We start from the raw sequence: 20,758 nt of genomic DNA, 5'->3' as shown, positions 1-20,758 counted from the left end.
GAATATAGCGGAGCGCCCAGACGGCCGGGGAGGGCCAATCCGGGTGCTTTGGCACGCGGAGGACATGTTCTGACGTCCACGGATCGGTGCCGCGCGGCCCCTCCCGACAAACTCATCCGTTCCGGTGAACAGTGTCGCGAGTTGCGGTGATCTGCCTGATTCGCGACTACCGTGCTGTCACCGTGATCACCGCCCAGACCCCCGCCCCGACCCCCGAACGCCCGGCCCTGGCCGGCGCGATCGACGCCCAGGCACGCCGGATGGACCAGTTGTCCGCCGCGATCGTCCGGGCCACCTCCCAGGTGACCTGGTCCGGCCGGGCCGCGGAGCGGTTCCGGGCGCGAGCCGCGGAGCGCTCGCGGGAGTGCCTGCAGCTGGCGGTGGCGCTGCGGGCCTCGGCCGAGCGGGTGCACGCGGCGGCTACGGCGGCGGTCGGGGCAGCCGTCGCGGCCCAGCCGCCAGCGCAGGCGAGACCGGACGCGGGGCCCGCGCACGGCAGCCAGACCGACGTCGGCGAGCCGGTCGCGCCGGGGTTGGCGCGGTGAGCACCGAGAAGGAAGCGGCGGGCGCCAGCTTCTACGCGCTCGGACCGGAATTCGAGTGGCTGGCCTCCGCCTGGGACGGCTTCGCCCGCGAACTGGCCGAGGTCAGCACGACGTTGCGGCACGTCGTCGAGGCCGCCACCGCGGATCCGCAGCTGGCCGCCGAGTCCTCGGGCCTGGCGGCGCTGGAGTCGGCGACCGACCGGCTGGTGCGGGAACTGGTCGACGACGCGGCGCGGATCCGGCGGACGCAGGCGACCTACGAGCAGGCGGACGCGACGGTCCATGCGGCCGTGCCGCCGATCCACTCCCCGGGTCAGGTCCCCATGGGCGGCCACGACCCCGGGCCTTCGACGCCGCTGTTCGGCGCTCCGGCCGGTGCCGATGGTGCCAATGGTTCCTACGAAGGTATTGTTCCGGGCCCGGCCAGCCCCGAGGCCCACGCCCCTGCCCCTGGCAGCTCGGGCCTCTGGCACCCCGCGACCGCCCAACCCCAGGACCTCTCCGAAACCGCCCTCGGCACCCTGAGCCGCCTGCGCCGCCAGATCATCGCCCGCGCCGAACACTGGGTCGCCCAACGCGTCCCCTACAACCAGCACGTCTGGCACGAGGGCTACCGCACCGACTGCGCGGGCTACGTCTCCATGTGCTGGGGCCTGCGCGACTCCCTGGTCACCTCGGTCATGCCCCAGGTGGCGCACCGCATCGCCAAAGAAGACCTGCGCCCCGGCGACGTCCTGCTGAACACCGACGTCGCCACCGGCCACGTCATCATCTTCGACCGCTGGGCCGACTACGCGCACAACTCCTACGTCGGCTACGAGCTGTGCCCGCAGGGGACGCTGCACCACGTGATCCCGTACCCGTACTACAGCGGGTTCGGCGTGTACGAGCCCTACCGCAACAACAATGCGGGTGACTGATCAGCACCGTGCGCCTACCGTGGACGCCTATGGCCTGGTTCGTACATCTGACCCCGGAGAAGAACGCGGCGCGCATCCGCCGCTCCGGGCTTTCCCCGGTCAGCCGCTCCCGCAGTGACGACCCGCGCCCCGGCGTCTACTGCACGCCCCTCCTAGGGGACTACACGCTGACCTACCAGTGGTCCCGCGAGATCAAGCGCTGGCAGTCGCCACGCCTGGTCGCCGTCCACTTCCGGATACCGGACGACACTGCAGTGACCGTGGGCTATTACGGCGCCGTCCCCCAAGAAGTGACCGCCGCACAGGCAGTAGCGCGCTTCCTGTCTCTCTCGCCCGAGGCGATGCGCGGCTATGAGGTCTTCCTCCGGCGCGGAGTCGATGCCCAGGAGATCCGCCGCATCAGGTCGCTGAACCGTCCTGTCGGCTGGCGCTACACGCCGACCGCGCATGGCCGCCGCCCCTGCCCGTGCCCGGCGTGCATGGCCCGAGGCGAGTATCGGATCTCCAGAATCCGGGACAAGTCCCAGGACTTCGACCGGAGCCACATCCGGCCTCGCCAGGAAGTCATGGAGAAGCTGCGCACCGCACAAGAAGGCGCGGCGATCGTCGAGCTCCTGGACGAGCTTCACGGCCGCCAGCAGAGCGACGTGTTCCGGGTCGCCCATCTGGCCGACCACCCGGACCCGGCCGTCCGCAAAGCACTCGCCTATGCCCTCTCCGGCTTCAACAGGAGGGCCGCTGCAGAGCTCTTGGAAAGGCTCCGCAGCGACCCTGTCGAAGAGGTACGCGAGGCCGCCGGGGCGGACGAGGACGACGCGGCCTAGAGGTCAGCCTCAATCATCTGCGCCGGACCACCGGCTTGGGCGACGAACGCCTCACGCCTTCAACGGCTTGCGCGCCTTGTAACTGCCCGTCGTGCCCGTCTCCCAGCGACGTCGTGACTGCCCACAGGGCCGGCCCGGAATCCCGGACCGGCCCTGTGCTGTTACTCCTGCTCTGAATCACTCCACGGGCGCAGCTAACCCCGTATGCTCAGCCCTCGCGCGAGACGGGGGACAGGTCACCGGCATGCGCCGTCTGCCCGGCCCCACCGGCCTTCGCCCCGGCCCCGGCCTTCGGCGCGCTCTTCACCCCGGTCTTCGGAGCACCGGACGCGTCGTCCTTCGCCCCCGAAGCGATCTCACCGGGCGCCGCGAAGGCGCCGCCCACCCGCACGTGGCCGGGCAGGCCGATCACCGTCGCGGCCTGCTGTCCGATCGCGTTCGGCAGTGCTGCCGGGCCGCCCATCAGGAACAGGTCGTACAGGCTCGCCGACTGGCCGCGCAGGTACGCCAGTACCGCCGGGCTGATGCCGGTGGGTGCGGTGAGCAGCAGCGGGCCGCCGCGGTGGCCGATCATCGCGCCGCCGGACAGTGCGTCCGGCCAGGTGCTGCCGGTCGCCAGAGCGGCGTCGAGGTCGCTGCTGAAGTAGGTCTGCGCGACCAGCAGGGCGGTGGAGTACCGGTCGGCGCCGGCCAGCTTGCGGCGGAAGATCTGGGCGGGCCAGGACGGCATCTTGTCCGCCTTGTACGCCGAGATCAGCGCCGCGTCTCCCGGCCCGCCGACGGTGACCAGTTCGGTACCGCCGGCCGAGGGGTTCGGGTTCAGGTTCTTCAGGTAGTCCAGGGTCTCCTTCGGCATCGTCGCGCCGTCGGTCAGCAGCACCGGCTGGCCGGTGGCGCCGGCGGCCAGCGCGTCCGGGAACACCGCCCCGGTCGCGATCATCACCGTGGTCGGGTGCGGGTTGATCTGCTTGGCGATGGCCACCGCCGTGCCGTAGCGGGTGTCGCCGGCCAGCCGGACCACGTGGTAGCGGGACAGCGCCGCGGCCACCGCCGGGGACAGCGCCTGCGGCCCGCCGAGCAGATAGACGGTCCCGCCGGGGGCCAGCACGCGGCCGATCTCGGTCTTGACCGCCGGATTGAGGCCGGCCGAGCCGGTGATCAGCAGCGGGGCGTTCGCGTGGACGGCCAGCGCCGAGCCGCCGAGCGCGTCGGCGAAGGTGTCGCTGCGGGCCAGCACGACGGCCCCGGCCTGCGCGCGCAGCCGGTCGGCGGCGCCGTGGCCGGCGAAGTTCAGCTGCGAGGCCGCGATGGCGGTGCCGATCCGGTCGGCTCCGGCCTGCCGGACCACGTTCGAGTCGACGACCGGCGGGGTGAAGTCGGGGTCGTCGGCGTCGGGGATGCTGCCGACCGGGGCGCCGCCGGCCGAGGGGATCTCCAGGATCTCGTGGAAGGCCTCGTTGGCGTAGGCCAGGTACTTCCCGTCGCCGGACCAGGCCGGCTTGCTCGCGCCGTTCGGGTCGTGCGAGACCTGGGTGATCCCGCTGCCGTCGGCGTTCGCGGTGAAGACCTGCGGGACCCCGCTGCCGTCCGGCCGCACGAAGGCGATCTTCGTGCCGTCGTTGGAGGAGGCGGGCTGCGACGCGTTCGGGATGAGCTGGGCCGCGCCGGAGGAGCCGAGGTGGTAGACCGACTGCGCGCCGCCACTGTCGCACTCGTAGATCAGCGATCCGTCGGCGCCGAAGCTCGGGAAGTGCTCCTGCTGACAGGCCGCGCCGGTCGGCAGGCGGTAGGCGTCCCCGGCCGTGGTCCCGTCGGTGTTCTCCGAGACCAGGTTCGCCACGGCGCCGCCGTCGCCCTGGACGAAGACCACGACGGACCCGTCCCAGGTCTCCACCGGCTGGGTGTCCTTGGTGGCGACGCCGGGCGGCTCGGTCAGCGGCGCGGCGCCGCTGCCGTCCGGGTGCACCGTGGACAGGCCCGGATCGGAGCTGTAGAGCAGGCGCGTGCCGAGCGGGTTCCAGGTGGTGGCGCCCTCGGCGGCCGAGGAGACCGTCGCCAGCCGCGGGCCGTCCACCGCCCCGGTCGGCGCGGAGATGATCGACGTGCCGCGCCGGAAGGTCAGCGGCGCGACGGTGCCCTGTCCGGCCGGCAGCGGCTGGCCGGTCGGTGCGCCGGGCGGGAGCGGGCCGGTCTCGTTGTAGCGGAACAGGCCGCGGGTCACCGGGCCGCCGTGGCAGGACTGGGTGAACTCCACCTCCATCGACGCGATCTGGCTGTTGACGCCGTTGGTCCAGGTCAGATCGTCGATCTTGACGGTGCCCTTGTCGTCTTCGGCCCCGATGACGCTCGAGGGCCGGCCGCAGGGTCCGGTGTTGAACTGGCTGAAGAAGAACCAGGGCTGGGTGCCGCCGCCGTAGACGATCCCCTCGGTGTTCGTGTACGTCTGCCCGACGGCCCACTGCTGCCCGGTGGGCATGTTGAACGCGAACCCGAACGAGGTCGGGTCGTTGAGGTCGCCGTTGTGGATCGACTGGAAGCTGAGATTGGACACCGGCGGGACCCATGCCGCGTTGTCATTGTTGGCATAGGACTGCAGGGCGTACGCCGAGCCCGTCTCCACACCGGTGAATCCGTTGGTGACCATGTCACCCGGCTGACCTTCGACGATCAGCTCCGTCGCGGGCTCCGGCGTCGTCGCCGGAGACGACGCGGTCGGCGCGGCCGTGGACGCCGTGGACGTGGCGGCCTGAGCCGATACCGCTGTGTAAGGAACCGCCCCCAAAACAGCCAAGGCCCCCACAGCCATGACCGACAATCTCTGCGCGCGCATAGGCGCACCCTCCCCAGGGTGAGAATGACGAGATGAGAGATCGAACGGTATAGCTAAGGGACCCCTGCTGAGCAGGGGTCCCTTAGCGTATTTTGCTACGTCAGACGTCTACCGTCAGGCAGCTGTCATCAGGTACCGATCATCAGGCGTCGACCACCGAGTGCCCGAACAGCTTCCGGAACGGCCCCTCGTGCGCCGTCCGCAGCTCCGTCAGCGGCACCGTGAATTGCCCCTGCACCTCCAGCACCGCCTCACCCGAGAGCACTGTGCCGTCCACGACGCCGACCCGCGCCACGGGCAAACCGCGCGCCACGCACATGTCCGTGAACCGCAGTTCCTCGCTGCGCGGCACCGCGACCACCGCGCGCCCCGCCGACTCGGCGAACAGCGCGACGAACGGGTCCAGCGGGTTCCCGTCCGCGTCCGTCTCCGGCAGGACCAGGCGGGCGCCGTGGCCGCCGCGCAGGCAGCTCTCGACGACCGCCTGGGCCAGGCCGCCGTCGGACAGGTCGTGCGCGGCGGAGAGCATGCCGTCGCGGGAGCCGGCGATCAGGACCTCGCCGAGGACCTTCTCGCGGTGCAGGTCCAGGCGCGGGGGCAGGCCGCCGAGGTGGCCGTGGACCTCGTGCGCCCATTCCGAGCCGCCGAACTCGTCGCGGGTGTCGCCGAGCAGCAGCAGGATCTCGCCCTCGCGCTCGAAAGCGCTGCGGGTGCGGCGGTCGACGTCGTCGATCACGCCGAGGACGCCGACCACCGGGGTCGGGTGGATGTTCACCTCGCCGGTCTGGTTGTAGAACGACACGTTGCCGCCGGTGACCGGGGTCCCCAGCTCCAGGCAGGCGTCGGCCAGGCCGCGACAGGCCTCGGCGAACTGCCACATGACGTCCGGGTCCTCCGGCGAGCCGAAGTTCAGGCAGTCGGTGACGGCCAGCGGCCGGGCGCCGGTGGCGGCCACGTTGCGGTAGGCCTCGGCCAGCGCCAGCTGCGCGCCGGCGTAGGGGTCGAGCTTGGCGAACCGGCCGTTGCCGTCGGTGGACAGCGCGACGCCGAGCGAGGTGCCCGGCAGCGCCGCGTCCAGCCGCACCATGCCGGAGTCCTCGCCGTGGCCGAGGACCGTGTTGCCCTGGACCCGGTGGTCGTACTGCTCCAGGGCCCAGGTCTTGTCGGCCAGGTTCGGCGAGCCGACCAGGTTCACCAGGGTCTCGCGCAGCTCGTCGGCGCTCGCCGGCCGCCGCAGCCGGGCCGCGGTCGGCACGTCGGCCTGGAGCGCGTCCTGCCACTCCGGCCGCGCGAACGGCCGGTTGTACACCGGGCCCTCGTGGGCCAGGGTGCGCGGCGGCACGTCCACGATGACCTCGCCGTGCCACCACATGCGCAGCCGGCCGGTATCGGTGACCTCGCCGAGCGCGGTGGCGGTGACGTCCCACTTCTCGCAGACCGCCAGGAAGGCCTCGACCTTGGCCGGCTCGACCACGGCCATCATCCGCTCCTGCGACTCCGACATGAGGACTTCCTCAGGGGTCAGCGTCGAGTCGCGCAGCGGAGCCCGGTCCAGCCACACGTCCATCCCGCCGGTGCCGGCCGCGGCCAGCTCGGTGGTGGAGCAGGTGAGCCCGGCCGCGCCCAGGTCCTGGATGCCCACGACCAGGTCGGCCGCGAAGATCTCCAGGCAGCACTCGATGAGCACCTTCTCCATGAACGGGTCGCCGACCTGGACGCTGGGCCGCTTGGCCGGGCCGTCCTCGTCGAAGGTGGCACTGGCCAGCACCGAGGCGCCGCCGATGCCGTCGCCGCCGGTGCGGGCGCCGAACAGGATCACCTGGTTGCCGGGCCCCGGGGCCTTGGCCAGCTTGATCTCGTCGGCCCGCATGACGCCCACACACAGCGCGTTCACCAGCGGGTTGCCCAGGTAGCAGGGGTCGAAGACGATCTCGCCGCCGATGTTCGGCACGCCCAGGCAGTTGCCGTAGCCGCCGACCCCGGCCACCACGCCGGGCAGCACCCGCGCGGTGTCGGGGGCCTCGGCCGGACCGAACCGCAGCGGGTCCATGACCGCGATCGGCCGCGCGCCCATGGTGAGGATGTCGCGCACGATGCCGCCGACCCCGGTCGCCGCGCCCTGGTACGGCTCGACATAGGAGGGGTGATTGTGCGACTCCACCTTGAAGGTGACGGCCAGGCCCTCGCCGACGTCCACGACACCGGCGTTCTCGCCCGGGCCGACCAGCAGCGCGGCGGTCTTCGGGGCCTTCTCGCCGAACTGCTTCAGGTGTACCCGGGAGGACTTGTAGGAGCAGTGCTCGGACCACATGACCGAGTACATCGCCAGCTCCGAGGAGCTGGGGCGGCGGCCCAGGATCTCGCGGACGCGCAGGTACTCGTCCTCGGTCATGCCGAGTTCGCGGTACGGCTGCTTCGCTTCCGGCGTCGCGGCGGCCTTGGCGACGGTGTCGAACGCGACCGCGGTGTCCTCGAACACCGAGGTGGTGTCGAAAGGCTGGTCGGAGACGTGACCGGTACTCATGCGGAAACCAAGCTCTTGAGGATCGAGGTGAAGAACGGCAGGCCGTCGGTGCCCGGGACCCTGCGATTCTCGATGAACCCAGCGGGGCCGGTCAGCTCGTCGATGGCGTACTCGGGGTGCGGCATCAGGCCGACCACGTTCCCGGCGGCGTTCGTGATCCCGGCGATGTCCCGCGCGGCGCCGTTCGGGTTGGCCAGGTAGCGGGCCAGCACCCGGCCCTCGGCCTCCAGCGCGTCGAGCGTGCGCTCGTCGGCGACGAAGCGGCCGTCCACGTTCTTGATCGGGATGACCGCCTGCGCCCCGGCCTCGTAGTCCGAGGTCCACGCCGTGCGGTTGTTCTCGATCCGCAGGGCGACGTCGCGGTTGATGAAGTGCAGGTCGCCGTTGCGGATCATCGCGCCTTCCAGCAGGTGCGCCTCGCACAGCACCTGGAAGCCGTTGCAGATGCCCAGGACCGGCAGGCCGCCGCGGGCCGCGTCGATGATCGTGTCCATCACCGGAGAGAACCGGGCGATGGCCCCGGCGCGCAGGTAGTCGCCGTAGGAGAACCCGCCCGGGAGCACGACCGCGTCCACCTGGTGCAGGTCCCTGTCCTTGTGCCAGAGCGCCACCGGCTCGGCCCCGACCGCCGCGGCGGCGCGCAGCGCCTGCTGGTCGTCCAGGGTGCCGGGGAAGGTGACGACGCCGATGCGGGCGGGCATCAGGCGCTCTCGGCCCGGTTGTCGGTGTCGCCGGCGTCGGCCGGGAGCACCGTGACCTTGAAGTCCTCGATGACGGTGTTGGCGAGCAGCTTCTCGGCCATCTGCTCGGCGGTGGCCCGCAGGGTGGCCGGATCGGCGTCCGCGAGCTCCAGCTCGAAGCGCTTGCCCTGGCGGACGTTGGTGACGGAGTCGAAGCCCATTCGAGGAAGTGCGCGCTGCACCGCCTGGCCCTGGGGGTCGAGGATCTCGGGCTTGAGCATGACGTCGACGAGGACGCGGGCCACAGGTACTCCCATTGCTTCAGCGCCGGCACGTCCGCGCCGGGGCTACTGGATGGCGGTGATCCCGATTCTACCGGGGGCGATGCGTGCTTCCGGACGCCTGCTGACGAGCTCACCCGTGAGGGTGCCGCGCACCGTGCGGACCGCCGTCACGGCCCAGAACCCGACGAGCAGCGCGTAGAGCCCGCAGGCCAGCCACGCGTAAGCGGTCAGCCCGGTGTGGTGCCACAGTCCGGTGGCCCCGGTCACACAGGTTCCCACCGGGAAGGTGAGCGCCCACCAGGTCAGTGCGAACGGCAGGCCCCGCCTGGCCACCTCGGCCACGATCAGCAAGGCCAGGGCCAGCCAGATCATCGCGAAGCCGAGCACCGGAACGCCGTAGAGCACGGCGAACGGCTTCAGCGCCGCCGCCAGCTGCGGGCTCACGGCGCCCCGCCCCACGTCGGCCAGGTTGTTCACCGCTGTCACCGACTGCCCGAGCGGGCCGAGGACCAGGAACAGACCGGGGGCGGCGACGGCCGCGCCGACCTTGTGGTGCACCAGCTTGGAGAACACCACCGGCAGGATGATCATGGTCGCCAGCAGGCTGACGCCGAACATCGCGTAGCAGCCCAGCAGCATCGTCTCGCGGAGTTGCCCGGCCGCGACGTGCGGGATCAGCTGCGGTCCGGTGGCGGCCGAGACCATCGGCGCGACGATCGGCAGCAGCCAGGCCGGGGCGGCGCTGCCTTCGGCGATCTGGTGCCGGGTCATCATCAGATAGGGCACGACGACGGTCGTGGCCAGGCCGATCACGGTGCCGACCAGCCACAGCGTCCAGGCCAGCCCGAGCGCGGCCCCGGTGCCGATCCAGTCCCGGCCGACGATCATCGTCCCGGCCGAAACGGCGGTCAGCGCCATCGACAGGCAGCCGTAGAACGGGGCGACCGCCGGGTCGAGGAGGTCGCGGCGGGCTTGGTCGGCGTGCCAGCGCCAGTGCGCGGCGCGGGCGAGCAGAACCATCGCGAGCCAGAGCAGAGCAGCGGCCCAGACCACGGTGACCGCCGTGCGGGGCCAGCCCCGCTGGAAACCGGGCAGCCCGGCCCCGGCGTTGGCGATGATCGCCGTGCCCATGACCGAGGCATACCAGTTGGGGCCGATATGGCGGAAGATGTCCATGCCTCCAGCCTGCCCCGCACGGCCGGGCCGGACTAGACCCCAATCAGGCATGAGGTCATAGAGGTCTTCTATGACCCGGCGCTCTGAGCTGCGATTCCTAGACGAATTCCTCGCCGGTGAGCCGTTCGTAGGCCTCGACGTACCGGGCCCGGGTGGCCTGCACGACCTGCTCCGGCAGGGCCGGCGGCGGGGTGTCGGACTCGCGGTCCCAGCCGGAGGCCGGGGAGACCAGCCAGTCCCGCACGTACTGCTTGTCGAACGAGGGCTGGGCCCGGCCCGGCTTCCACTCGTCGGCCGGCCAGAACCGCGAGGAGTCCGGGGTCAGCGCCTCGTCGGCGAGGACCAGGGTGCCGCCGCGCAGCCGGCCGAACTCGAACTTGGTGTCCGCCAGGATGATCCCGCGCTCCTCGGCGATCTCGCGGGCCCGCGAGTAGACGGCCAGCGTCAGGTCTTTCAGGTGCGCGGCCAGTTCCGGGTCGGCGATCCGCTCGGCCATCACGTCGAAGCTGACGTTCTCGTCGTGCGCCCCGAGCTCGCCCTTCATCGCCGGGGTGAAGATCGGCCGGTCCAGCCGCGAGCCGTCGACCAGCCCGGGCGGCAGCTTCACGCCGTTCGCGGTGCCGTTCTGCTCGTACTCGGCGAGCCCGGAACCGGTGAGGTAGCCGCGGGCCACGCACTCCACTTCCACCATGTTCAGCTTCCGGCACAGCATCGCCCGGCCGCGCAGCTCGTCCTTGTGGGACGCCAGCTCGGCCGGGAACTCCTCGACGTCCGCGGTCAGCACGTGGTTCGGCACCAGATCGGCCAGCTGCCGGAACCACCACATGGACAGCTGGGTCAGGATCCGCCCCTTGTCGGGGATCTCCGTCTCCAGCACGTAGTCGAAGGCGGAGATCTTGTCCGAGGCGACGAGCAGCAGATCGTCCCCGACCGCGTAGAGGTCGCGGATCTTGCCGCTGGCGATGTGGTTCAGGCCGGTGATCACGCGCTCAGCCTACCGGCGGTCCGGGCCGACCCCTCCGCGGCCCGGACCGCCTTACCCTCGCCTCGCCCGCGGCCCGGTCTCAGCCCGCCTTCGGCTCCCGCTCGTACAGCCGCCGCGACCAGGCGTAGGAGAGCACCGCGACGCCGAGGCACCAGGCCAGCGTGATGACCAGGTTGTCCCCGATCCCGGTGCCGGTCAGCAGCCCGCGCAGGGTCTCGTTGACCGGGGTGAAGGGCTCGTACTCGGAGAACCAGCGCATCCCGGTCGGCAGCGAGTCGGTCGGGACGAAGCCGCTGCTCAGGAAGGGCAGGAGCATGAGGAACATCGGCGAGTTGCTGGCCGTCTCCACGCTCTTGGCCGACAGTCCGAGGCCCACACAGAGCCAGGTGATGGCGAAGGTCAGCAACAGGACCACACCGATCGCGGCGAACCACTCGGCCACGTTGGCGTGCGGGCGGAAACCGACGGCGATCGCGGCCAGGGTGACCACGGTGACCCCGACCATCGTCTGGATCGCGGCGGCGACGACATGCCCGGTCAGCACCGACGACCGCGCGACGGCCATGGTCCGGAAGCGGGCGATGATGCCCTCGGACATGTCCTGGGCCACGGCGATCGCCGTGCCCTGAGCCGCCGCGGCCACCGCCATCACGATGATCGCCGGGGCGACGTAGGCGGCGTAGGCCTGGCGGCCGCCGTGCACCCCGACCGGGGTCCCGCTGCCGAGGCCGGAGCCGAGGGTCCCGCCGAAGACGTAGACGAACAACAGCAGGAAGACCAGCGGCATCAGCATGACCATCAGGGTCAGCGACGGATAGCGCTGCAGGTGCCGCAGGTTGCGGCGCAACATGATCCGGGCGTGGATCCAGGCGTATGAACGGGTGTCGACGCTGTCGGCCAGTGTCGTGGCGGTCATGACGCTCATGGTCAGGCTCCCTTCTGGCCGGTCAGGGCGAAGAACACGTCGTCGAGGTCGGGGGTGTGCACCGCCAGCGCCTCGACCTCGACCGAGGCGTCGTCCAGCTGCCGCAGCAGGGTCCGCAGCGTGCCGATCCGGCCGTCTCCGGCCAATTGCAGGGTGAGCGTGTCGTCGTCGCGGCCGATCGAGGCCAGGACGGACGCCGCGGCGTCGAGTTCGGTCCGGTCGGCGAAGGTCAGCTCGATGTGCCCGCCGGGGATGCGCTTCTTGAGCTCGGCCGGCGTCCCCTCGGCGACGATCCGCCCGCCGTCCAGCACGGCGACCCGGTGCGCCAGCTGGTCGGCCTCCTCCAGGTACTGGGTCGTCAGCAGGATGGTCCTACCCTCCGCGGCCAGCCCGCGGATGATGCCCCACATCACCCGGCGGCTGCGCGGGTCCAGGCCCGTGGTCGGCTCGTCGAGGAAGATCACCTTCGGGTCGCCGACCAGGGTCATCGCCAGGTCCAGCTTGCGCTTCATGCCGCCGGAGTAGGTGGCCGCCGTCTTGTCGGCCGCCTCGGTCAGCTCGAACCGGGCCAGCAGGTCCTCGACCCGGCGCCGGCCGACCGCCGGCGGCAGCAGGTGCAGGTCGGCCATCAGCATCAGGTTCTCGCGGCCGGTGAGGTAGCCGTCGACCGCGGAGAACTGGCCGGTGACGCCGATCGCGCGCCGCACCGCCTGCGGGTTCTTCGCCGGGTCGTGCCCGGTGATGCGGATGTCGCCGGCGTCCGGACGCAGGTAGGTGGTCAGCAGGTGGACCGCGGTGGTCTTGCCGGCCCCGTTCGGGCCGAGCAGGGCCAGGATGGTGCCGGCCGGCACGGTCAGGTCGATGCCGTCGAGCACGGCGTTGGCGCCGAAGGACTTGCGCAGGCCGCGGGCGGAGATCGCCGGGGCCGGGTTCGCGGGCGCCGGGTTCGCGGCGGCGGCCGAGCTGTTCTGCGGGGGGATCGTCACGGTCCTCACTCCTCATCCAGGCGCGGGGTCCGGCGGATGGTGACGTCGCCGAGCTTGGTGTCCGCGTGGACCTCGACCTTGTCCACCGGCTCCCCGGCCTCGGGCGCGTCGGCGGTGTCGAGCCCGTTGTAGACCCGGCCGACCCCGGCGTTCAGGTCCAGCCAGGCCGCGCTGCCGTCCCGCACGCCGACCTCGACCGAGCCGTTCTTGGAGGTGGCGGACACCTTGCCGCGCACCACCTCGCCGACCCGCACCTCGCCGTTGGAGGTGGAGGCGGTCAGGTCGGACAGGGCGCGGTCCACGTACACCGCGCCGTTCGAGGACTTCACCACCGCCGGGCCGGTCACGACGCCGACCCGCACCTTGCCGTTGTCGCTGGACACGTCGGCGGTGCCGTCCACCGCGCCGAGCTGGATCACACCGGACCCGCTGCTCACCTCGGCGGCCCCGCTGACCTCGTCCACCGAGGTCTCGCCGAGGCCGTTGCGCAGCTTCAGCGGGCCGGTCTGGGCCAGCCGCACGGTCCCCAGGCCGGTCTTGAGCTGGACCGTGCCGAGCACGCCGACCGACTGGATGTCGCCGATCTCGGCCTCGCCCCGCAGGTCGGAGTCGGTGGGCAGCTCCAGGACCAGGTCGATCGACTCCGGGCGCCGGGAGCTGAAGTTGACGAACCGGTTGCGCGGCTTGCGGCTGACGACGGTCAGCGTGCCGGTCGCCGCGTCGTACTCGACGGTGGTGTTCTCGGCGGCCTTGACGTCGGCGGCCTTGTTCGGGTCGCTCGGACGGACCTCGACCACGGTGTCGGCGCGGTCGGCGGCGGCGATGCGGACGTCGGCGACGTAGAGGTCCAGGACGACGGTGATCGGGGACGGGGTGTCGAAGGTCGACGGAGACATGGGGGAATCCTTTGGTCTGGTGGCTCTGCTGGCTTTGCTGGCTTTGCTGGCTTTGCGCTGATGGCTTTGCTCTTGCCAGGTTGCTCGGCTTGCTCGGGCGGCGCGGGTGGCGCGTACTTCGCCTCGTGAAGGTCAGCGGGCCCAGCCGCTGTAGCTCTCGCCGACGATCCCGCGGGATTTCTGCGAGGAGGAGGGGCGCCCGCCGCCGCGGCCCTCGTTGGCCAGCCCGGCGGCCGCGGCCCGCACGATCCAGCCGTTGACCGACAGCCCGGTGGCCGCCGCCGCGTCCTCGATCAGGCCCTTGAGGCTCGACGGCAGCCGCAGGTTGATCCGCACCATGGCGGCGTCGTCGCCCTCGGCGAGGGGCAGCCGTACATCGGCGGGGACCGCGGGGCCGGGCGCGGCCTCGGGCTCGGCCGCGGCCGGCGGCGTCACGACGAACCCGGCGTTCCCGCCGCGCAGCCGGACGTCCACCGACCCCGGCGCAAGCTCGGCGGAGATCTCCTCGGCAGCCGCGGACAACGCTTCGAGCAGCGTGAGACGCACCGCGGCGTCGAGCGGCGGAAGCAGGCGGTCGGCGAGGTCGCGGGCCGCCTCACCGCCGACCTCAGCCGCTGTCGTCAGCTCCCGGCGGAGGTATTCGACGTACTGGGTGAGTTCCATGGCTCAAATATGGCACCACTTTGGTGCCATTGGCAAGCCATCTTGGCTCATGCTGGCTCGCCCGCAGCTCAGGAGTGGTGCCATCGCTGGTGCCACGGGCGCCACGGAGGTGCCATCGGCGATGTTTCACGCGAAACATCCCTCACAAAATGACCGGCGCCGGGAACGCGAAAGCGGCTGCCAGACACCGTCTGACAGCCGCTTCCCGGCCTGGCACCATTCGCGCCGGACCCCGGCACCCTGGGGCGCTACCCCGAGATCAGCTCACTCACCTCAGCCGACTGGCAGCCAAGCGCCAGTCGCCTACCAGCCGACCACTCACTCGACCTCAGCTCAGCTTCGCCAGCTTCTCGAACATCCCGTCCAGTCGCTGCACGAACCGCTCCGGCCGCGTGGCCTCGTCCAGCCGGGCCTCGTCGATCTCCAGCCCGGCCTCCGCGGCCTCCTCGCGCAGCGTCTCGCGGAAGGGGCGGCCGGTCTCCCAGGTCTTCATCGACGCGCGCTGGGTCAGCGGGTAGGCCTGGGTGTCGCGCTCCAGACCCATCTCGACCAGTTCCAGCAGCACCGTGGAGCTGTAGACCAGGCCGCCGGTGGAGTCCAGGTTGGCCCGCATGCGGTCGGGGTCGACCACCAGCCCGCTCATCAGGCGGATGGTCAGGTTGAGCATGTAGTCCAGGGCGATCGAGGCGTCCGGCAGGGCGATGCGCTCGGTGGAGGAGTGCGAGATGTCGCGCTCGTGCCACAGCGGGATGCCCTCCATCACCGGCACGATCTGGCCGCGGGCGATGCGCGCCATGCCGGCCAGCCGCTCGGAGATGATCGGGTTCTTCTTGTGCGGCATGGCCGAGGAGCCCTTCTGCCCCTTGCCGAACGGCTCCCACAGCTCGCGGACCTCGGTGCGCTGGCCGTGCCGCACCTCCAGGGCGATGGCCTCCAGCACGGTCGCCATGATCGCGATCGCCGACACCCACTCGGAGACCCCGTCGCGCAGGATCACCTGGGTGGAGACGTCGGCGGCGGTCAGGCCCAGCTTCTCGGCCACGAAGGTCTCGATGCCCGGATCGATGTTCGAGTACGTGCCGACCGCGCCGGAGATCGCCATCACGCCGACCGCCTCGCGGGCCCGGCGCAGCCGGTCGCGGGAGCGGGCCACGCCGAAGGCGAAGTCGGCGACCCGGTGGCCCCACACGTCCGGCTCGCCGTGGATGCCGTGGGTGCGGCCGACGCGCAGCGTGGCGCGGTGCGCCAGCGCGTGGTCGCGCAGCACCGCGACCAGCTTGTCGGCCTTGTCCAGCAGCAGGTCCGTGGCCTCGGTGAGCTGCAACGCCAGCGCGGTGTCCAGCAGGTCCGAGGAGGTCATCCCGAAGTGCACGTAGGCGGCGGCCTCGCGCGGCTCGGTGTTGTCGGCCCAAGCGGACAGGAACGCGATCACGTCGTGCTGGGTGACGGCCTCGATCGCGGCCACCGCCTCCGGGGTCGGCGGCGCGGCGGCGCGCACCGGCTCCACGGCCGACTCCGGAATCGTGCCGGCCGCCGCGTGCGCCTCCACGACCAGCGTCTCGACCTTCGCCCACAGCTCGTACTTGTGGGCCTCGGACCAGACACGGCCCATCTCGGGCAGGGTGTAGCGCTCGATCATGGCGGCGGCCTTCCTGGGAGTCAGCGGGAGGTCTTGACACCCGATTCTCCCAGGCGGCTGCGCACCTTTGTAACCGTCGCAGGTCAGGGCCGGTGTGATCTGGGTCCTAGATGATTGATTCCTGGGGGTACCGGCGCGAAACGTCACGCAGCCTCTGGCTGCCAAGGGCACAGTAGCGGCGCCTGGCCGGGAATCAATCATCTAGTGACCGGCCAGATCCTCCCCGACGCTCAGCGAGTCGGTGCAGTCGCCGACCGGCGTGCGCCGCTCGTACCGGGCCTGCCCCGGCACCGCCGACGCGGCGTAGGCCCGCAGCTTCGCCAGGACCGCGGGATCCTTGACCACCGAGTCGCGGATCCAGTCGCTGCTGCCCCTCGGGTCGGCGGGGTCGGGGGCCGGCGGGTAGATCTGCGTGTAGTCCCGCAGCATGCGCGGATCGAATCCGGGCCCGGCCATGAGCTCCGGCGACCAGTCGCCGTGGGTCTGGATGAAGGTCGGCTGCATGGCGTCGAAGATGTAGTCGCGCAGCCCGGTCGGGTTCTTGTCGTGCAAGTAGTCCGCGACCTTCGCGTCGACCAGGCCCGCGGTGTCCCGCAGCCGCAGCCGGCTGGTCAGCGCGGTTCCGCCGAGGTCGGGCAGCAGCAGGCTCCCCTGCTCGACCCCGGCGATGTCCGCGAAGGAGTTGAACAGCTCGCCGTTCTCGTCGGCCACCACGCACAACGGAACCACCGGCCGGGCCGCGCTGTCCGACAGCATCGGCCCGGTGACGCCGTAGGCCAGGTACAGGCCACCGGCGAGCGCCCCGGCCAGCCCGGCCCGCCGCCGCAGCCCCGGCAGGACGACCAGCTGCGCGGCGCAGATCGCGATGGCCAGCGCGGCCAGCGGCCAGACCGGCGTGGAGAACCTCAGCTGTCCCATCCAGTCCTGGTTCAGCACGCAGTACGCCACCAGCGCCAGCGCCAACGGCACCAGCACCGCGGTCAGCGGCCGCCGCACCGCGGGCACCGCCACCAGCCCGGCGACCACGACCGCGATCGCCACCACCGAGAGCACCAGGCCGGGGTACTGCAGCACGTCCGAGACCCGGTTCAGATCGGAGACCGCCGGGCTCGCCTGGGCCTTGGCCACCGCGGTGTTGGGCAGCCAGCGGCCGAACTCGAAGCGGCGCCAGAGCACGTAGACGCCGTACAAGCCGAGGGCCGGTCCGAAGAAGTACGCACCGGGGCGGATCGTCTCCCGGATCCGCTGCCGGTCCACCAGCAGCAGGACGACCGCCGGGTAGACGGCGAAGTAGATCAGGCCGTCCGGCCGGGTGAGCGCGGCCAACGCGACCAGCACCCCGGCGAGCACCGCGGACCGGCGGGACAGCAGCCGGTCGGGGTCGGCCGCCACCGCGCGCAGGAGCAGTACTGCCAGGCTCGTGACCAGCAGCGCGTAAAACGAGTTCTCCAAACCGGAGAACGTCCAGATGACAAACGTCGGCACGAAGCCCAGCGCCGTCCCCGCGACGGCGGTGACCGCCGCGGCGATCCGGCGGCTCGGCAGGACGGCCACGGCCGCGGCGTAGAAGCAGATCAGGATGCCGATGACGCAGAGCAGCGCCAAGGCCTTCGGGAACAGGACATAGTCGGGCACCCCGAACCACGCGCCGTGGTCGAAGAGGCCGAGCAGTCTCCCGACCGTCAGCAGCGCGACCCACGTGGGGTCCGAGTAACCCTCTACCGGAGGCGCTCCCGCCTGCACCACCGGGCCGTGGCCCTCGGCGAGGCTCCGCGCGTAGGCGAAGCTGATCCCGGCATCGTCGACGATCCAGCGGCCCAGCCGCGCCCCCTGGATCCCGACCACGAGCGCCGACCAGGTGACCGCCGCGACGCCGGCCCCATGGCGTCTCAGCTTGGCGAAGCTCGTTCGGCCCCATCCCCGTAATGTCTTCACTACTAGGTGACGGCGATAACATGTTCGAGGTTGGCTACGAAACGGTAACGCTTGCCATTTCTGCGAATTGAGCAGCGATTAGCGGGTAATTCGCGCCAGCCAATCAGACAATCTGGAGACATCTCCGATATCCGCGAGCGCGGTGGCCATATCGTGAATAGGCACCGGATCACCGGCCATATCCCGCAGAACCGGTCCGTCCAGCCAGTCCAGGCCCCACGTCGCCAGCCGCGCCTCGACGAGTCGAACCGCCAGATAAGCCGCGAGGTTGTCGGTATCCGGCTCCGAGGAATGCGCGGGTTGGAGATCACCGGATTCCCCCACGCGCGGACCCGGGATCACCGCGGCCCGCCGGCTGTCGGCACCCCGCGCTTCGCCACCCTGTGTTTCGCCGCCGACCACTTCATCGCCGCGCGTATCAGTGCCCAGCTGTTCCCCACGCCGCGCGCCGGGCACCCCGGCCTCGGCGATCAGGGTGCGTATCCGCTTCGCCGCCGGATGCTCCTCCGGCATCGACGCCGCACGCCGCACCAGCTCCGGCTCGGTGACCGAGGTGACGTACCGCTCCCAGGTCACCGTCCGCTCGATCCGGCGCCCCTCGAACAGCTCCGCGGCCATCAGCGACGCGTCGGCGTCCACGTCACCGGGCTGCTCCAACAGGTCGCACGCGGGCCGCTCGCTCAGGCGGGTGGCCAGCGCGCCGGCCATCCGGTCCCGCCGGCCCAGCGAGGTCAGCGCACCGACCAGGGCGACGTTCAGCCCCACCGGGCAGTACCCCGACTCCCACGCCGGCTGCGCGAGCCGGGTCAGCACCCGGTCCCAGCCGGCGGCGGCCATGTTGATCTGTTCGTGGGCGTAGGCCCGGGCGGCCGGTTCGATCATCCGCGAGGCGGCCACGGCCTCCCAGGCCACGACCCGCTCCAGGACCTCGGCGCGGGCCTCGAAGTACCCTGCCATCCGGCGCCGCCACCCCGGGAACACGTGCGGCGACCGGCCGGGCCGGCCGTGCAGCGCGCCGATGCTCCGGGTGGCGAAGGCCCGGGCCCGCACGATCCGCTCGTCCCCGGCCGCCGCCATCCCGGCCACCAACGGCGCCAACAGTCCCCGGAGTTCGCTGACGCGCAGCCACCACAGGAACGGCGCGCCGATCACCAGCACCGGGCCGCCGGGCCGCGGATCCAGCCAGGCGTCGCAGTCCGGGGACAGCTCGATGCCGGCCGGGGTCGGCACCTGGAGTTGCAGCGCCAACTGCCGGACCAGCAGTTCCAGTTCGGGGGCGGAATCGCCGGTCAGCGGGACGGTCTTCGGGGGCAGAACCGTGGTCCGATACAGGCGGATCGCCGGCAGCGCCCACAGCGCGCACACCACCCCGGCCGCCACTACCGTCGCCGGTCCGACCCCGTCCCAGCCGCGCATTCGGGCCAGCCCGACCAGCGCCGCGAAGGCCCCGGCGGCGCTGAGTGCGTAGGCGCCTATCACCCACGCGCGGACACGCAGTAGCGCGCGAGCCGCCCTGTGAGCGCTCACCCGCGCTGTGGTCGCAGTCACCGTGCTGATGGATCCCCCAAGCGTCCAGGCCGCTTACGAGCCTGTTGCGAAGGCTAGCGCGAATCACCGACAGCGGTTAGCGACGTGGCTTGAATACACACTTTCGGATGGCGGGGTAAGGGATCCGTGCCTCAGCGTGACGTATCAGGCAGCTGTTTCAGCGGCCTTTTCTGCAATGTCGGTGCGGTGCTGCGCGCCGGCGAAACCGATGGCCGCCAAGCCCTGGTACGCCTTGGCCCGAGCGGCCGTCAGACCGTCCGCGACCGCCGTCACCGCCAGGACCCGGCCGCCGGCGGTGACCAGGTCGCCGTCCGCGTTCTGCTTGGTCCCGGCCTGGTTCACCGCGGTGCCCAACCGCTCGGCGGCCTCGACCCCGGTGATGACGTCACCGCCGCGCGGGGTCCCCGGGTAGCCGGCGGCGGCCAGCACGACGGTGACGGAGGCGCCGTCCCGCCACCGGGGCGCCGGGGCGTCGGCGAGGGTGCCGGTCGCGGCCGGGAGCAGCAGTTCGGACAGCGGCGATACGAGCATCGCCAACACGCTCTGGGTCTCGGGGTCGCCGAAGCGCGCGTTGAACTCCACGACGCGCAAGCCCTTGGCGGTCAGCGCCAGACCGGCGTAGACCAGCCCGGCGAACGGGGTGCCGCGCCGGCGCAGCTCGTCTACCAGCGGCTGGATGACCGTGGCGACGACCTCTTCGGTCAACCCCTCCGGCGCCCAGGACAGCGGGCAATAGGCGCCCATGCCGCCGGTGTTGGGGCCGGTGTCGCCGTCGCCGATCCGCTTGAAGTCCTGCGAGGGCATCATCGGGACGACCGTGGTGCCGTCGGTGACGCCGAACAGCGAGATCTCGGGGCCGTCGAGGTACTCCTCGATCACCACCCGGCCGCAGGCCCGCGCGTGCGCCAGCGCGGCGTCGCGGTCCTCGGTCACGACGACGCCCTTGCCGGCGGCGAGCGCGTCGTCCTTGACGACATAGGGGAAGCCCGAGAACTCCTCGAGCGCCTTGGTGTATTCGTCCTCGGTCTCGCAGACGTAGGACTTGGCGGTCGGAATGCCGGCGGCGGCCATGACCTCCTTGGAGAAGGCCTTCGACCCCTCCAGCAGCGCGGCGGCCTTGGACGGCCCGAAGACCGGGATCCCCGCCTCGCGCACCGGATCCGCGACCCCGGCCACCAGCGACGCCTCCGGCCCCACCACGACCAGGTCCACGCCGAGTTCCACGGCCAGGTCCCGCACCGCCGCCGGGTCCATCGCGTCCACCGGCCGCAGCTCGGCGACCTCGGCGATGCCGGGGTTGCCGGGCGCGCAGTAGAGCGCGGTGACGGCGGGGTCGGTGCTGAGTGCGCGGGCGAGGGCGTGCTCGCGGCCGCCGGTGCCGATGACGAGGACCTTCAT

The 20,758-nt window shown here is 71.6% G+C and carries 17 protein-coding genes; 3 read left to right on the top strand and 14 right to left on the bottom strand.

From position 1 onward, the window contains the following. The first annotated feature begins 182 nt into the window (after positions 1 to 182). From KGQ19_RS13735 to KGQ19_RS13725, 3 genes are read left to right on the top strand one after another with little or no spacing between them, the layout of a single operon-like run. On the top strand, positions 183 to 545 hold the full coding sequence (locus KGQ19_RS13735; protein ID WP_212009502.1) for a hypothetical protein: 363 nt from the start codon (positions 183 to 185) through the stop codon (positions 543 to 545). Further along, a complete protein-coding gene (locus KGQ19_RS13730; protein ID WP_212009501.1) occupies positions 542 to 1,465 on the top strand; it encodes an NlpC/P60 family protein in 924 nt (307 codons plus the stop codon). The genes KGQ19_RS13735 and KGQ19_RS13730 overlap by 4 nt, the downstream gene beginning before the upstream one ends. 29 nt (positions 1,466 to 1,494) lie before the next feature. Continuing rightward, the gene (locus KGQ19_RS13725) at positions 1,495 to 2,289 is read left to right on the top strand and encodes a HEAT repeat domain-containing protein (protein WP_212009500.1); all 795 of its coding nucleotides are present in this window, start codon (positions 1,495 to 1,497) and stop codon (positions 2,287 to 2,289) included. Between the two features lie 208 nt (positions 2,290 to 2,497). Here KGQ19_RS13725 and KGQ19_RS13720 read toward each other — a convergent pair whose 3' ends face one another. From KGQ19_RS13720 to purD, 14 genes are all read right to left on the bottom strand, one after another. Further along, positions 2,498 to 5,095, bottom strand: a complete 2,598-nt coding sequence (locus KGQ19_RS13720) for a cell wall-binding repeat-containing protein (protein WP_212009499.1) — start codon at positions 5,093 to 5,095, stop codon at positions 2,498 to 2,500. A gap of 166 nt (positions 5,096 to 5,261) precedes the next feature. Continuing rightward, positions 5,262 to 7,643, bottom strand: coding sequence for a phosphoribosylformylglycinamidine synthase subunit PurL (gene purL / locus KGQ19_RS13715; protein WP_212009498.1), 2,382 nt, complete (start codon positions 7,641 to 7,643; stop codon positions 5,262 to 5,264). Beyond that, on the bottom strand, positions 7,640 to 8,344 hold the full coding sequence (gene purQ, locus KGQ19_RS13710) for a phosphoribosylformylglycinamidine synthase subunit PurQ (protein ID WP_212009497.1): 705 nt from the start codon (positions 8,342 to 8,344) through the stop codon (positions 7,640 to 7,642). Before purQ ends, purL begins: the two co-directional genes overlap by 4 nt. Beyond that, positions 8,344 to 8,640: a phosphoribosylformylglycinamidine synthase subunit PurS gene (purS, locus tag KGQ19_RS13705; RefSeq protein WP_230418602.1), complete on the bottom strand. Its 297-nt coding sequence runs from the start codon at positions 8,638 to 8,640 to the stop codon at positions 8,344 to 8,346. Before purS ends, purQ begins: the two co-directional genes overlap by 1 nt. Before the next feature lie 30 nt (positions 8,641 to 8,670). After that, the gene (locus KGQ19_RS13700; protein ID WP_212009495.1) at positions 8,671 to 9,783 is read right to left on the bottom strand and encodes a TDT family transporter; all 1,113 of its coding nucleotides are present in this window, start codon (positions 9,781 to 9,783) and stop codon (positions 8,671 to 8,673) included. 97 nt (positions 9,784 to 9,880) lie between these two features. Next, positions 9,881 to 10,768 carry a phosphoribosylaminoimidazolesuccinocarboxamide synthase gene (locus tag KGQ19_RS13695; protein WP_212009494.1) on the bottom strand — a complete coding sequence of 296 codons (888 nt, stop codon included), beginning with the start codon at positions 10,766 to 10,768 and terminating at the stop codon, positions 9,881 to 9,883. 79 nt (positions 10,769 to 10,847) lie between these two features. Continuing rightward, the gene (locus KGQ19_RS13690) at positions 10,848 to 11,684 is read right to left on the bottom strand and encodes an ABC transporter permease (protein ID WP_212009504.1); all 837 of its coding nucleotides are present in this window, start codon (positions 11,682 to 11,684) and stop codon (positions 10,848 to 10,850) included. Between the two features lie 11 nt (positions 11,685 to 11,695). Further along, on the bottom strand, positions 11,696 to 12,673 hold the full coding sequence (locus tag KGQ19_RS13685) for an ATP-binding cassette domain-containing protein (protein WP_212009503.1): 978 nt from the start codon (positions 12,671 to 12,673) through the stop codon (positions 11,696 to 11,698). An 11-nt stretch (positions 12,674 to 12,684) separates the two neighbouring features. Next, the gene (locus tag KGQ19_RS13680) at positions 12,685 to 13,575 is read right to left on the bottom strand and encodes a DUF4097 family beta strand repeat-containing protein (RefSeq protein ID WP_212009493.1); all 891 of its coding nucleotides are present in this window, start codon (positions 13,573 to 13,575) and stop codon (positions 12,685 to 12,687) included. A 132-nt stretch (positions 13,576 to 13,707) separates the two neighbouring features. Then, positions 13,708 to 14,238: a type II toxin-antitoxin system TacA family antitoxin gene (locus KGQ19_RS13675; RefSeq protein ID WP_212009492.1), complete on the bottom strand. Its 531-nt coding sequence runs from the start codon at positions 14,236 to 14,238 to the stop codon at positions 13,708 to 13,710. A 328-nt stretch (positions 14,239 to 14,566) separates the two neighbouring features. Continuing rightward, entirely contained in the window at positions 14,567 to 15,877 is a 1,311-nt protein-coding gene (purB, locus tag KGQ19_RS13670) for an adenylosuccinate lyase (protein WP_212009491.1), read from the bottom strand. 201 nt (positions 15,878 to 16,078) lie between these two features. Continuing rightward, positions 16,079 to 17,722, bottom strand: coding sequence for a hypothetical protein (locus KGQ19_RS13665; protein ID WP_212009490.1), 1,644 nt, complete (start codon positions 17,720 to 17,722; stop codon positions 16,079 to 16,081). A gap of 168 nt (positions 17,723 to 17,890) precedes the next feature. Further along, a complete protein-coding gene (locus KGQ19_RS13660) occupies positions 17,891 to 19,339 on the bottom strand; it encodes a M48 family metalloprotease (RefSeq protein ID WP_212009489.1) in 1,449 nt (482 codons plus the stop codon). A gap of 165 nt (positions 19,340 to 19,504) precedes the next feature. Beyond that, positions 19,505 to 20,758 carry a phosphoribosylamine--glycine ligase gene (purD, locus tag KGQ19_RS13655; protein WP_212009488.1) on the bottom strand — a complete coding sequence of 418 codons (1,254 nt, stop codon included), beginning with the start codon at positions 20,756 to 20,758 and terminating at the stop codon, positions 19,505 to 19,507.

The sequence above is a fragment of the Catenulispora pinistramenti genome (assembly GCF_018274385.1).
GTDB lineage: Bacteria > Actinomycetota > Actinomycetes > Streptomycetales > Catenulisporaceae > Catenulispora > Catenulispora pinistramenti.
Note: the sequence above shows the minus strand (reverse complement) of the source record. Positions and strands in the feature narration are given on the sequence as shown.